Here is a 13,804-nt window from a genome sequence, read left to right as displayed (position 1 = left end):
ACCGCTGGTGGCGTTTTCCACTTGCCGTGCCCACCTCCCGGTGAAATCCGGACGCCGGCGGCTCCTGTCGTGACCCGGCTCTCATGCGTGCCGCAGGTTGTGCCGCGCCTTGTGCCGCGTGAGGTTCATCGCCCTGCCGCGAGCCGCGTTCACTGCGCCCGGGCCCTATCGCTCAGCCCCGTTCGGACATGCGGGCGCGAGCGTGTCAGCCGGCGATCGAACTGCCTCGCAGCCAGCTCCTCAATCCAGGTGATCGATACCGTGACGCCCCAGGACGTCAGGCACCGGGGAGGTTTGCGGTGACCATCCAGTGCCGGGCGGGCCGGCGAGGTTTTGCCCGGACAAGAAGAAGAGAAGAGGGTTTCGGCGCATCCCGCCCAACGCTTCGCGCCGGGCGGGACCGGGGCTCTATTCGCTAAGCCGCCGCCCGCGCGTACCGCACGTGCCCCGGCCAAGCTCACGGAGCCAGGCCTTCGGCCCGTCTCCGCCCATTCGGGTGACGAACCCGCTTGCGGGATTCCCCCGGTGAGGTTTGAAATCCCTATTCCTCTCTTGTGTCTGCCTAGTTTGGCATGCGGGGTTGGCAGTCCGTCGAGGATGAGCGGTCCCCCCAATTTTTTCGTGCGGCCGCTGCCGCGCCCACCCGAAAAAAATCGGTTCCCCCGCTCCCCGCTGGTGCGGCGTCAACCGGGGTCCGGCCGCGGCCGGCTTCCCGGTTAACGTCCCCGACCTCCCTGACCGCCGCATGTCCTGAACAAGGCCTCATCGCGTGGATGAGACATCCAAAAGCCACGGAGGCCAACATGTCCAAGTCCTTCTCGAACTTCGCCGATTTCGCCAGCTTCATCGCCAGCGAGACGGGAACCGACCAGCGTAGCCCGCTCTACGAAGCCGCCTTCATCGAGCATGACGAGCGCGCCAAGCTTTCGCCTGTCGACGAGAGCGAGCAACTGGAAATGCCCGATCCGGAACAGAGCCGAGCCGCCGTCGAAATGGTGATGGCGACGCTCTTCGATGTGTTCCGCGACACCCGCCTCGAACCCTTCGCGAGCGATCTCGCCTGGGGCTTCGTCAACAGCTTCCATGTGGTGGCGAAGCGCATCAGCGACCGCGAGGACGATGCGGCCAAGGAGCTTGGCGAACTCGCGCGCAGCTTCGATCCCAGCGAAATCTACGCATCGCAGATCGAGGAGGCGCAGCTGCTCTGCCAGACGCTGCAGGGGTGCCGGGATGCCATGGAATGCATGCGCGACCACGCCGCCGACGTCTACCGGGTCGAGACCGGACGGCCCTATTCGCCGACGCGCGGCAGCCGGGTCTCGAAGGGCGTCACCGCCTCGATGATCGACGCCCGAGACTATCTCGCCGCCCGGATGCGGGAACGCCGTGAGCAGTTCGCTCCGGAAGGTCCGGTCGTTGCCTTCTCGGGCGGTCAGGTCTGGGAGGATCATGACATGCTCTGGAAGGGTCTGGACTCGATCCTGGCCCGCATCCCGGAGATGATCCTCGCCACGACAGCACAGACCAAGGGCTGCGATGCCATCGCGCAGGCATGGGCAGCAGCACGCGGCGTGAAGGTCATCATGTTCCGCCTCGACCGCCGGCTGGGGGCCAAGGCCGCCTTCGTCCGCAACGATCGGCTGCTCGCCCTCAAGCCGGTCGAAGCTGTCGTCTGCGAAGGCTCCGGCATCCAGATGAACCTCGCCCAGAAGCTGCGGCAGGCAGGCGTTCCCCTCCACATCGTGAAGCTCGAACCGTCAGCCAAGCCGCAGCCCGCCCAGCCCACCGGCAGAACCGCAAAGTCGCGGGACGAATTCGATCCCTGGACCCAGGACGACTATTACGCCGCCATGGTGAACGGCGGTGGTCGCCGTCGTCGGTGACGCGTCCGGGAGAGGCTCCGGCAATCGCCGGGGCCTCTCCTGCTTTTTCGCTGCGAGGATGCGGTGCGCGGGGGCATCGAACCCCCGCGCACCGCCGGGCGCTGGCGCGCGCCGCACGGACAATACCCGAAAGGGCCAAGGAAAGAGGGGAGAGGCGAGGCGCTTTCAGCCGAGGAGACCAAGCCCGTGTCCATCCTGTTCCGCATCACCGAGCCGGCCGACGATACAGCCTCGCCCAGCGCCATCATCACAGCCCGCAAGCTTGCGGCTTTCCGCCGGTTCCTCCGTTCCGAAGGAGATCGTATCGGCATCGCGCTGCTCGAACCCGACGAATATCTTGGCGACAGCTTCGAGGCGCGCGTCTGTCCACTCGCGCTCGCCGCGATCACGGGCATTTTCGACCACGAGGCCACTGTCATCGCAGTCGTCGAGGAGGCCCAGTTCAGAGGCAAGCGCATCGCGATCCATCACTGCCCGAGCAGCGCCGAGATCATCCTGCGCGTCGCCCTCACGTCCGATCAGGGCGTCGAACTCGATCTCGCCTACGGCAATGCCTACGCGCTGCTCGAAGCGCTCGCGATCGAGCCTGACAGCGTCGGTGACATCCCCATCGATCTCCTACGCGCCCGGCTGTCCGATCCGGCCACGCCGAGCCGCGCGGCGCTGCGCGGTGTCGGTCATTACCTGCCCCGACTAGAGCGTCTCGTCGCGAGCGCGCAGGAGCGCGAGGCTGCCCGCTTCGCATGGGCCTGACATGCGTTAGTCCCGGCAATTCTTCTCCGGCGGGATCCTGTCGGTCCTTCGACGCATGAGGCTGTCGATCGCCGCCTGTAAATGACAGGTCGCCATCTGCTCGCCAGCTTGCTCGAGCGCCGCCATCGCCTCACGCATCAGCACGACTGCGAGGGCCCGGCGGACGTTTGAATCGATTCCCTGCGGATCATATATGTCGATTGATTCCGGCGTGCGCGGTGCGGCTTTCGCGCGGCGGGGAACAATCTCTCGTCCCGAATTGGTCATCCCCAGGCTCCCCGCAATGCGCAAAGGTCGAACCCTTGCTCAAAACTCCCGCGCACGAGGCGCGGGAGCCGGGGCTGGTAACACGTCGAGACATGCGCCTACGCTTTTAGCACCAAGGCACCTGGACATATGCGCAGGCACCCCGGCGTGAGATCACACCGAGCTGCCTTTCTCGACGGGATTACCAGTCCCGGCGCCACGGCCTTCGCGGCGCAAACAGCCACCTATCACAGACATGGGAAGACACCAAGGTGGGTCGTCTGAACAGCGAGCCACAGTGCCTTGCCGGCAGGCACGGACACGTGCCTAAGATGGGAGACGGGACCCAAGCTCTCTCACATCTCGGCATCAGACGAGGCTTCATCGCCAAAGCATGACGCTGGGTGTCGATCGGCCGTCAAGGATCAGCGGTCCCCCCAATTTTGCCGGCCGGCGCGCTGCGCTTCCCGGCGACAAAATCGGCTCCCCCCGCTGCCCGCTCACGCGGCGGCCATGCCGTCCCTGACCGCCTCAACACCGCGTCCAGATGAGCCCATCCTCATCGATGCGAGATGGGGAGCGCACCATCATCAACGGAGGCTTCGATGGACAATCTTCACCACTCCCTGCGCACGCTGTTCAGCACCCCATTCTGTCCAAACTGCACGACCCTCTTCGACGCCGAGCAATATGATCATGTCGACGAACGCGCGCGCTGCTCGCACTGCGGAACCGTCTATCGGATCCCCGACGACCATGTGCCGGACAATCCGGATGACGACATCGACGACGTCCGGCCGGATACCGCCCATATTGTCCAACCGCACGAGCCGGGCTACTGGCCAGCGCAAGCGACTGGCTTCCGGCTCATTCGCCTGCTCGAAAGATATCTCGCACTTACCCAGACCTGCGGGCGCTTAGTCAGCGTTGCCCAAACCTCCACCGAACGGGATTTCTTCAGGGCCGAGCATGACCGGCTCTACCGCCTAACTTGCCGCATCGCACGCCAGGTCGCCCGATCGAACGGCTACGCGATCCTTCGAGCACTCTCGGACGATAGCCCGGCCTATCGCGTGGTGATCCAGAACCAGCCTATCGCTCTATCCGGGGGTTCGTGCATCAAGGAGACGCCGCAGTTTCTGACCCTCGAACAGTTGCGTGCCGACGCGGAACGGCTCGCCGAAGCGGAGATGCGGGCCACCGCCGGCGCGACGTACGAACTCTACGCCCGCCAGTTCTCCACGGCCTGTGCACGCGCCATCAACAAGCTTGATCCGGACCTGCGCCGCTACGCCGTCAAGATCGCCAATGACCACGGCTACATCGCGGGCGAGGACGAGCGATATGCCGACTTCGGACCCGGCCTATGCTCCCTGACCGGCATCGACGAACACTATTGCCATTGCGGCCGTCACCCCTGACGGCAGCCGGGACCGGGCCACGCGCTCGGTCCCGTTCTTTCGACGAGATGGCTCGATGCCCCGGCTCGCTCGCGTGCCATGCGGACCCTTCGGTCCGCACGTCGCTACGCCTCGGCCGAGGTCTCCCGACGAGAGGGAACATCTCTCACAGTCTTCCCATTCTGTCAGACGTCCGAGGCCGCCTCAAGGACGGCGGGGCCCCACGATTTTCTTCGGCGGATCGAGGGGAGGCGCTCGTCCTTCGGCGTGGTGGCCGCCGAAGAAAATCGTGACCCCCACCGCCGCTTCGCGGCCCGCTTCGCGGGTCCTTGACCCGGCCTCGGCCGCCTGACGCGCCGCTCCTGTCATTCAAGACAGACAGGAGCGAATCCATGCAGATGATCTCGACCAGCGCCGCCGCCGACAACGCCGCCTTCTTCGCAGCCATCGCGAACGCCGAACGCCGCGCGCTTCACAGCTACTTCGACCAGCACGTCGTGGCGGACGACGAGGCGGGCTACATCACCATCGACGAGGGCGATTACGGCGCGCTGCCGATGACGATCATCGACCGGATCGTCCACAGCGTGCCGGGCGGACTGCTCGACGAATATTGAGGCAAGACGGGGAGGGGCGCGCACGCGCCTCTCCCTTTTTTTGTGTGGCGATGTTACGGGCATGGGGGGCATCGAACCCCCCATGCCCGTGCCGCGACAAGGGTCGCGGCGGGGGCTGTTCAGGCCGTGAGGCGCTTTTCCACTTCGTCGATGCCGAGCGACCGGATACGGGCAACGAGCCCACCCAATCGCTTGCCGTCGAGCTTCAGCAGGCCGGTCTTCTCAAGAGCCTGGATCGCGGCCTCGCGTTCCTTCTCTTCCAGCCGTTGCCGTCGCTCCTCGAGCTTGCGGCCTTCCTCTTCTATCGCTGCTCTTTCCTGTTCCAATGTGCGTGCCATGAAGGGCCTCTCGGTTCACGCTGATCGGGCTATGAACAGGCCCACTATAAGCGCTCACCGGCCATGCCGGAAGCACGGAATGCGCGCCCGCCAAGCGGTTGGTCAACTGCCGCAACCATGGCTTTCCTTCCGTCCACCGGACGGCCTGGCGTCCCGCCGGAGGCGCTTCCCCATGCCATTTGATCGCGTCACAAGACGCCCCGGGGAGTGGATCAGCCCTGGTGCAGAGAAGCACACCGAACGCACCTCGGTGCATTGGGTTCTGGAACAATTCCAGCGACTTATGGCGGTCTTGGTGCGTGTGCGGCTGTGGGACAGGATTTCGCTGCCCACAAAACACACGAAAATCGGCCATTTCAGCGTGTTACACGAGAACACGCTCCGCGCCGCGCATGCGATTTTCTTGCTCCACCGACACGATTGCGCTATAAGTCGGATCGGTTTCTGAGACCCCACCAGCCTCCCTGCTAGGAGGCTCGGTTTGACCATTCCCTACAAGCATTGCTCGGTCCGGCTCGACCGGAGCAAATATGATCGCCTCGTAGCGCTCGCCGCGGAGCGCGGATGCACGCCGTCCGACCTGCTGCGCGCGGCCGTCGATGCCTTCCTGGGATCCGGCCAGCTCTTGACCTCAAGCCACCGTCGGATCGCCCGCATCAGCGAGTTCCAGCATCTCGCGCTCGACATCATCATCCGCGAACAATTCCCCGAATATCGCGACCGCATCATCGCGGAAACCGACAAACGTCTGGAGCAATATCATGGCGCGTGAGGACATCCGCACGGACGGGCGTCCCGTCCCGCTCACCCATCATTCGGCGCGCGGCCGCGTGCAGCGCAATGCCGGCAATTTCACCCGCGGCAGCCAGCTACTCACCCATGAGATGCTGATGTGGTTCTCGGGCGCCAAGCTGCCCTTCATCCTCTGGTTCTTCGCCTTTCTCGCCGCCTGGTTCATCATCATGTCGCTCAAGCTCGACGAGCATGGTTTCCAGCTCGTCTGCATGAAGGTCTATGCGACCCTCTGGAACTGGATCGACCTCAATCCGAACAAGCGCGTCAACGTCACGCTGCCGAACGGCGACCTCATGCGCACCGTGATGAAAGCGGTGCCCTATATTCCCGAGGTCATCACAGCCTGGGCCGTCGCGATGCGGGGCCTCATCGGCGCTTTCCTGATCTCGGTCTTCATCACCATTCCGGCCGCCATCTGGTTCGTCGACATCTCGCATCGGCGCGGCCGTTCGATCCTTCAGGAACGGCATGAACGCGGCGCCATGCTGGTTGATCGCAGCGTGCTTCTGGTGGAGATCAACGAGCATAACCGGGTGAAGTTCGAAGAGGAGGCGGCCGACCTCTTCCCCGGCCTGTCCTCGCGGCAGGTTCTCGCGCTCCCGTTCCGAGCGCGCAAGGAAGCCGGCATCCATCATCCCTACACGCTCGCGGGCATCCCCTTTCCGCACCGCACCGAACAATCCCATGCGATGCTCATCGGCACCACCGGATCAGGCAAGACGACCGAGCTCAGAAGCCTCGTCACCCAGATGCGCGAGCGCCAGGACACGGCCGTCATCTTCGATCTCACCGGCGCCTATGTCGAAGCCTTCTACGATCCCACACGCGACACGATCCTCAATCCCATGGACGCGCGCTGCCCGGCCTGGTCGATCTTCAACGATTGCCGCACCCACAGCGAATTCACGGCCGCCGCGGCGGCGCTAATCCCTTCGGATGGCGGTTCGTCCGAACCCTTCTGGGCGCTCGCAGCGCGCACCCTCTTCATCGAGATGTGCATTCGCCTGATGGAGCGGGGGCAGACCAGCAATCTGGCGCTGTCCGAGAACCTGATGACGGCCGACCTGAAGCGCGTCCACCGCTTCCTCGCCAACACCATCGCCGACCCGCTCACTGCCCCCGAAGCGGCCCGCATGGCGGAATCGATCCGCGCCGTCTTCAACACCAATGCGCAGGTCCTTCGCTTCCTTCCCGACGAGGGCGAATCCTTCTCGATCCGCGACTGGATCACGCGGGACAAGAAGCCCGGATCGATCCTGTTCGTGACGTCGAACTATGTCGATCTGCCGATGAACCGGGCGCTGCTCACGCTGTGGATGGATCTCGCGATCAACCGGCTGATGACGCTGCCGCGCACCCGCAGCTTGCGCACCTGGTTCATGTTCGACGAGCTTGGCGCACTGCATCGCCTTCCGGCGATCGAGAATGGTCTCCAGACGGCGCGCGCGTTTGGCGGCGCGATGATCCTGGGCATCCACAGCTTCGAGAAGCTGGTCGAAGTCTATGGCGAGCAAGGGGCACGCAATCTCGCCTCGCTCGCCCGCTCCAAGCTCATCCTCGCGACGGCCGATCTCGACACGGCCGAGCAGTGCGCGCGCTACATCGGCAACCGCGAGGTTCGCCAGATGGATGAGGCCTATAGCTACGGCTACAATAACACCCGCGACGCTTCGACCCTGACCCCGCGCAAGCAGGTCGAACCACTCGTCATCGCCGATGACATCACCAACCTGCCCTCGATGCACGGCTTCGTGAAATTCCCCGACGGCTTCCCCGCCGCGCGCATCCTGCTCGAGTGGAAGGACTATCCCCAGGTCGCCCAGGGCTTCGTCCAACGGCCCGATGTCGGGCCGGTACGCTCAAGGCGCGGAGAGGAGGTGTTCGAGGAAGACGGGGCAGGGGAGGCGGGCGGGCGCGACGGCTCGTTGCAGGTCGTGGAGGAAGTGGCCGAGATCACCAATCTCGCCCGCGATCTCGCCGCACGGATCCTGTCGGCCGAGGTCGAGGAGGAGGACGATGCCGCCCGCCGCGCGGCGCAGCGGGCGGACGACCGGGACGAACAGGCGACGCCTGGCACGCATAGCGCGGACAGGGCGCAGGCGGCGCGCGCCAGCGGCGAGGAACAGCCGGTTTCCGCGCGCGACCGGGACGATCGTCGTGATGGCCACCGGCACGGGGAGACGAGCCCACAGGTCGAGGACCAGACCCTGATCGAGCTGCGCCACGACTTCTCCACCGGCCGCGAGGATGACGGCATGGACATGGGCATCTGATGCTCTCGGTCGCCGGCGTCCGCTCCGCTTCCGGTGCCGCGAACTATTTCGCGAAGGACGACTATTACACGGTCGAGGGCTCGTCCGAGATCAGCGCCTGGGGAGGGGAGGGCGCCGAGGCGATCGGCCTGTCCGGAGAAGTCTCGAAGGACGCCTTCGAGGGCGTGCTGAACGGTATCCTCCCAAGCGGCGAAGCGGTCGCCCAGGTCGAGAACCGGCGCGCCGGCTACGACCTCACCTTCTCCATGCCGAAGTCGGCTTCGGTCATGGCCTATGTCGCCGGCGACAAGCGCGTGCTTGACGCCAATATGGCCGCGGTCAAGGCGACCATGGCCTGGGTCGAGAAGAACCTCGCGGAAGGGCGTCGCGACATCGAGGGGCGCAAGGTCCCGGTCCAGACGGGCAATCTCGTCTACGCGCTCTTCCAGCACGACACGAGCCGGGCGCTCGATCCGCAGGCCCACATCCACGCCGTCATCGCCAACCTCACCCGCATGCCCGATGGCAAATGGCAGGCACTCCACGCCGACAAACTCTGGAGCCACAACAGCATCATCGGCTCGATCTACCATGCTTTCCTGCGCGCCGGGCTCGAGCGGATCGGCTATCAGGTGGACCTCAAGGGCAAGCATGGCACCTTTGAGATTGCCGGCGTTCCCAAGGCGGTCATCGGCGAATTCAGCCAGCGCCGCGAGGAGATCCTCGATCACGCAACGCGGCTCGGCATCAAGTCGCCGGAGGGCCTGCGCGAAATCACCAAACGCTCGCGCGATCCCAAGCTCGACGTCGAGGACCGCGCCGCGCTGAAGCAGGGCTGGATCGACCAGGCCGCTGCCCACGGCTTCGACGGCAAGGACCTGCGGGCAGCAGCCGAGGCGCGCGCCGGGATGGCGTCTTCGGAAAATGCTCTCGAGCGCGGCTACCGCGCCATTGTCGATGCCGTAACTGGTGCCCGCCAGACGCTGGGTGCGCTGCTCCGCCCCCAGGACCCTTTAGTGGACAATGCGCTCGCCCGCGCGGTCAAGTCGCCAGCGGAAGCGCGCGCGCAGCTCGCGGTCGCGTCCGCCGTCCGGATCCTCTCCGAACGTGAGGCCGCATGGCCCGTCAATCTGCTCGGCAAGACCGCGCTCGATCTCGGTCTCAAGGGCGTCACCGTCGACCTGATCGAGAGGCGGATCGACCGGCTCGTGCAGAACCGTCAGCTCATCCCGGGCGTCGCGACAGCCGCGGACCGGACTGGCCGCATGGTGACCACGCAGGAGGCGCTGCGGACCGAAGAGAAGATTCTTGCCGCCGTCGAGGAGGGGAAAGGGAAGTCCGAGCCAATTGTGGCGGCCGCCGATGCGCCGCAGCGATTGCAGGATGCCGCCGAACGGCCGCTCAATCCTGGGCAGCTCGCCGCCGCGACGATGATCCTGTCATCCGCCGATCGTACCGTCTCGGTGCAGGGCGCCGCCGGCACGGGCAAGTCCACCATGCTCCAGGCGGTCGCGCGGGTCGCCGAGGAGGAGGGCGCCCGGATCACCGGACTTGCCTTCCAGAACAAGATGGTCGCGGACCTCGCCGAAGGGGCGGGCATCAAGGCCCAGACGATCGCTTCCTTCGTGCTCGCCAACGAGCGGTTCGTGACCGAGCGTGACACGCTGGGATATGAGGCTGCGCGCGAGAAGCTCGCCGGTACCATGCTTCTCGTCGACGAAACCTCGATGGTGTCGTCGAACGAAATGCTCAAGCTCCACCAGATCACAGCAGCCTTGGGCGTCGACAAGCTCGTTCTGGTCGGTGACCGGCAGCAGCTCTCTTCGATCGACGCGGGCAAGGCCTTCGCCATGATCCAGGCGGGCGGCGGCACGATGGCGCGGATGGATCAGAATATCCGCCAACGCACCGACCAACTGCGCACCGTCGCGGCGCTCGCCAATATCGGCAAGGCCGGCGCGGCGCTGAAAGTGCTGGGGGACCGTGTCGTCGAGGCGGGGGAGCCGGCCGCCGCTGCGGCCGACATGTGGCTCGAGCTCTCCCCTGGCGAACGGGAGGCGACCGCTGTCTTCGCTTCGGGCCGCGACGCGCGCGCCGTCATCAACCAGCGCATCCAAGATGGCCTGATCGCGGAAGGGAGCGTCAAGGGCCAGGCGATCCATCTCACTGTCTTTGAGCGGGTCAACACCACGCGCGAGGAGCTGCGCTATGCCTCGACCTACCGTCAGGGCCAGACGCTCGAGGTCGGCCGCGGCGGCGCGCAGGACGTCGGGATCAAGGCGGGACGCTACGACGTCCTCAAGGTCCACGCCAACGGGAAGGTCGAACTGTCGGACGGTCGGCGCAGGATACGCTTCGATCCCCAGAAGCTGTCGCCGACCGAGCAGCGCGATCGCCTGCAGCTTTCTGAAAAGAAGGACCTTCAGCTGCGCGAAGGGGACCGCATCCGCTGGACGGCCAACGACAAGCAGCGCGGCCTGCACAATGCCGCGCTTGCGCGCGTTGTGGGCGTCGATGCCGATGGCGTGAAGGTTGAGACTGCGGACAAGGTGCTCCTCACGCTCAGCCTCGGTGACCCGATGCTATCTCGGCTCGACCTTGCTTATAGCCTTAATATGCACATGGCCCAGGGGATCACCACCGACAAGGCGATCACCGTCATGTCGTCGCATGAGCGCAACCTCTCGAACCAGCGCCTCTTCAACGTCGGGGTCACGCGCGTGCGCGACGAGCTGACAATGGTCGTGGACGACAAGGAGAAGCTCGCGCGGCAGCTCGACATGAATCCCGGCAACAAGACCTCCTCGCTCGAGACGCTCGGCCGCCTCGATATCGACGGCAGGAAGGGGCCGGGCGCGCAACCCCGCGAGAAGTTCGATCCCGGTCCGATCGACGGCGTCAACCTGTCCGATCTTGCTCCCGTTCCAAGCGATCTGCCGCCTCTGCCCGATGGCGCGGCATCTGCGCCGGCCGCGAAGGCCCCACAAGCGCCGCCCGATCTGAAACCCGATCGCGGCGATCCGCTGCCACCGCTGCCCGAGCGCAGCCTCGGGCTCGACTTGTGAATGGAGAAGTCGCCGGCGTGGTGCCTGCGGCGAAGAGAAGGAGACGAACGATGGGTTGGGAATTCGATGAGGCTGGCAAGTTCGGGAGCGAACGGGCAGCCGAAGACTATGCGAAGCGCAACAACATCGATCCGCGTGATGTCCAGCTGACCCGCAAGGGTGAGGAGGTCGAACTCAACATCCGCCGGTCGGCCCTCGATGGCCGTAAGCTGCGCGACAATGGCGAAGGTCGCCGGGACGGCTGGGGCTGAACGGAGGGCTACAATGAGCACATTTGAATTTCTCGCCTCGCTTCTGCTGGTGGGCGTCATCGTCGCGCTTGGCTGGTCGAAAATGTCCCGAGGCTTCACTCCACAGAAACCGCTCGACCCAGTGGCGCGGCCATTCATGACGCAGCGCGAGCAAGCCATGCTGGCCGCGCTCGAGCACATCCTGCCCATGTACCGCCTCCATGCCCAGGTCTCGATGGGAGCCCTCCTCAAGGTTCCATCGGTGCCGGGCCGGCGGCCGACCCCAGCGGACTGGAATCGCTTCCAGCGAAAGATCATCGACTTTGTGGTCGAGGATCCCACGACGGGAAGGGTGGTCGCCTTGATCGAGATCGACGATCGTTCGCACGATCCCGGCAAGGATCGGGAGCGTGACGCGATGACCGCCCGGGCCGGCTATCACACATTGCGGATCCCCGCTGGTGCAAGCCCCACGGTACAGACGGTGCTCGGTTTCGTGGGTGACCTTCGCGACGGTGCGGCGAGCGCCGCATATCAGGGATAACCGGCATGGGGCTCAAAGATCGCGACTATATGCGCGAGCGCTATCGCGCGCGCGCGAAGGGAACCCGATGGAACGATCGGGCCGGGCGCGTCGAGGGCGCCTGGTTCGATCCCGTCAACCGCGGTTTCGATTATCAGCGCGGCCGGTTGAGGGGATCGCGCGGTAATGCCGGCGGGATGCTGCGCTGGATGTCGCTCGCGTTGAGCCTGTTTCTCATCGCTATCCCGGTGTGGCATTCGCTGAAGCGGGAAGGCTGGCTGGCGGATAGTGAACCCGGATTACCCTTCCCCGAAACGGGCAGCGTGACGGTCAACCCCGCATTGGATCCGGCCGGGGCGACATCGCGGATGGCAGTCACGACCTCCGATGCGAACGCCGTCGTTCAGCTCTTCGACCCTCAAAGCGGGCGGCATGTGATCTCGGTCTATGTCCGCAAGAACGATCGGGCGATAATCGCGGTTCCACCTGGAACCTATCGGATGAAAGTGGCGGAAGGGCAGCGTTGGCACGGCCCGGTGGACTTTTTCGGTTCGTCAACGACCTATGACGCCGTCGTGCCGCTGATGGTGTTCACCAGACAACGGGGCAATGGCATCGACCTGCACAGGCGTCCGAACGGCACATTGCCGACACGGCCCAACTGGCGCGGTCCAGCGCCCCTGTAACGAACGATCATGCGGAAGCGCGGCCGAAGACCCGGTCCTATCGAGCGGCGGGCGCCGATACCTCTTCGGTTTTCAGCGCATGGGCAATTTCGAAGATATGAAGAATGATCGGGTCCTTCTCAGCAGATCGGATCGCTGCCTGCAACAGAATAGGAGGCGGTGACTGATCGAAAACGCGAACGATCTCGCCACTAGATATCTTCTCTCCCACCATGTTGAGAGGAAACAAGCTTACGCCGCCGCTGGACACGATGATATCGATCAGAGAATGCAGGTCGTTGCAGGTGTTTATCTTCCCGTCATGATATCCCAGTCCACCCAAGGCATCATGCATGATCGCATGCATGGGGGAGCTTCGTGCCAATGACCAGAACAGCAGGTCTTTTGGGGGCACGAGTCGCTGCTCCAGCATGTTCGCGAGGCTGGGAGACGCGAGCCATATCAACTCGACCTCGCCGATCCGCCGCGTCTTGATGCCGGGCATTTCAACGGGACCGATCGCGAAAACCAGATCGGCCGCGCCACTTAGAAGTCCATCGATCAGTTTCGATGTCAGGTCGATTTCGATCTCCAGTGAAAGCCCTGGCATCTCCTGACGGATCGCATTCACGAAAGCGGACAGGCAACTGGCGGCCGCAATTTCACCCGATCCGATACGGACGATGCCGGCCACGCTGCTGAGGTCCACCGGATTGAGCAGGGCCTGTTGAAGCGACGGCCACACCTGCTCGCATCGGCGCACCAGTTCACGGCCCTGGACAGACAGGATCATGTTACGCCCTTGTCGCGCGAACAACGGAATTCCCAGGTGATTCTCAAGTTCGCGTATTCGCGCGGAAATGCCCGGTTGCGTGGTGTTGAGGCGATTCGCTGCCGCGCTGAACGAGCCAAGGCGGTTGATCCAAAGCAGGGTTTCCAGATGGTAGAGCGCGATCCGATTCATCACCATTGGTTATACATACATCGAATGAACTATGATTTGAACTGATGTGACATTTATCTCATGGCCAGACCCC

At 64.6% G+C, this 13,804-nt stretch carries 13 protein-coding genes; 10 read left to right on the top strand and 3 right to left on the bottom strand.

The features are described 5' to 3' along the window. Positions 1 to 803 precede the first annotated feature (803 nt). A complete protein-coding gene (locus ACZ2HM_RS23510; RefSeq protein WP_011950436.1) occupies positions 804 to 1,883 on the top strand; it encodes a DUF2493 domain-containing protein in 1,080 nt (359 codons plus the stop codon). A 186-nt stretch (positions 1,884 to 2,069) separates the two neighbouring features. Further along, positions 2,070 to 2,636, top strand: coding sequence for a hypothetical protein (locus tag ACZ2HM_RS23505; protein ID WP_017184750.1), 567 nt, complete (start codon positions 2,070 to 2,072; stop codon positions 2,634 to 2,636). 6 nt (positions 2,637 to 2,642) lie between these two features. On the opposite strand, the gene ACZ2HM_RS23500 is transcribed toward ACZ2HM_RS23505, so the two are convergent. Then, positions 2,643 to 2,903, bottom strand: coding sequence for a hypothetical protein (locus tag ACZ2HM_RS23500; protein ID WP_017184751.1), 261 nt, complete (start codon positions 2,901 to 2,903; stop codon positions 2,643 to 2,645). Between the two features lie 584 nt (positions 2,904 to 3,487). Here ACZ2HM_RS23500 and ACZ2HM_RS23495 point away from each other — a divergent pair. Further along, positions 3,488 to 4,303, top strand: a complete 816-nt coding sequence (locus ACZ2HM_RS23495) for a hypothetical protein (protein ID WP_011950433.1) — start codon at positions 3,488 to 3,490, stop codon at positions 4,301 to 4,303. 371 nt (positions 4,304 to 4,674) lie between these two features. Beyond that, a complete protein-coding gene (locus tag ACZ2HM_RS23490; protein WP_011950432.1) occupies positions 4,675 to 4,899 on the top strand; it encodes a hypothetical protein in 225 nt (74 codons plus the stop codon). A 119-nt stretch (positions 4,900 to 5,018) separates the two neighbouring features. Here the strand turns inward: ACZ2HM_RS23490 and ACZ2HM_RS23485 are convergent, their stop codons facing one another. Beyond that, a complete protein-coding gene (locus ACZ2HM_RS23485) occupies positions 5,019 to 5,237 on the bottom strand; it encodes a hypothetical protein (RefSeq protein ID WP_026002696.1) in 219 nt (72 codons plus the stop codon). Between the two features lie 481 nt (positions 5,238 to 5,718). Between ACZ2HM_RS23485 and ACZ2HM_RS23480 the strand changes: the two genes are divergently transcribed. The 6 genes from ACZ2HM_RS23480 to ACZ2HM_RS23455 are packed head-to-tail and all read left to right on the top strand — an operon-like array spanning position 5,719 to position 12,788. Further along, entirely contained in the window at positions 5,719 to 6,009 is a 291-nt protein-coding gene (locus tag ACZ2HM_RS23480; protein WP_011950431.1) for a hypothetical protein, read from the top strand. Further along, positions 5,999 to 8,305, top strand: a complete 2,307-nt coding sequence (locus ACZ2HM_RS23475; protein WP_011950430.1) for a type IV secretion system DNA-binding domain-containing protein — start codon at positions 5,999 to 6,001, stop codon at positions 8,303 to 8,305. Before ACZ2HM_RS23480 ends, ACZ2HM_RS23475 begins: the two co-directional genes overlap by 11 nt. After that, positions 8,305 to 11,349, top strand: coding sequence for a MobF family relaxase (gene mobF / locus ACZ2HM_RS23470; protein WP_011950429.1), 3,045 nt, complete (start codon positions 8,305 to 8,307; stop codon positions 11,347 to 11,349). Before ACZ2HM_RS23475 ends, mobF begins: the two co-directional genes overlap by 1 nt. 50 nt (positions 11,350 to 11,399) lie before the next feature. Further along, positions 11,400 to 11,600 carry a hypothetical protein gene (locus ACZ2HM_RS23465; protein WP_011950428.1) on the top strand — a complete coding sequence of 67 codons (201 nt, stop codon included), beginning with the start codon at positions 11,400 to 11,402 and terminating at the stop codon, positions 11,598 to 11,600. A 13-nt stretch (positions 11,601 to 11,613) separates the two neighbouring features. Further along, positions 11,614 to 12,123: a DUF2726 domain-containing protein gene (locus tag ACZ2HM_RS23460; protein WP_011950427.1), complete on the top strand. Its 510-nt coding sequence runs from the start codon at positions 11,614 to 11,616 to the stop codon at positions 12,121 to 12,123. Between the two features lie 5 nt (positions 12,124 to 12,128). Continuing rightward, on the top strand, positions 12,129 to 12,788 hold the full coding sequence (locus ACZ2HM_RS23455) for a hypothetical protein (protein WP_011950426.1): 660 nt from the start codon (positions 12,129 to 12,131) through the stop codon (positions 12,786 to 12,788). Between the two features lie 37 nt (positions 12,789 to 12,825). Here the strand turns inward: ACZ2HM_RS23455 and ACZ2HM_RS23450 are convergent, their stop codons facing one another. After that, a complete protein-coding gene (locus ACZ2HM_RS23450) occupies positions 12,826 to 13,737 on the bottom strand; it encodes a LysR family transcriptional regulator (RefSeq protein WP_011950425.1) in 912 nt (303 codons plus the stop codon). Positions 13,738 to 13,804: the final 67 nt, after the last annotated feature.

This window comes from Sphingobium sp. KKT206 (assembly GCF_055640555.1).
The sequence above is the reverse complement of the archived record's forward strand: the minus strand, read 5'-3'. Positions and strand labels throughout refer to the sequence as shown.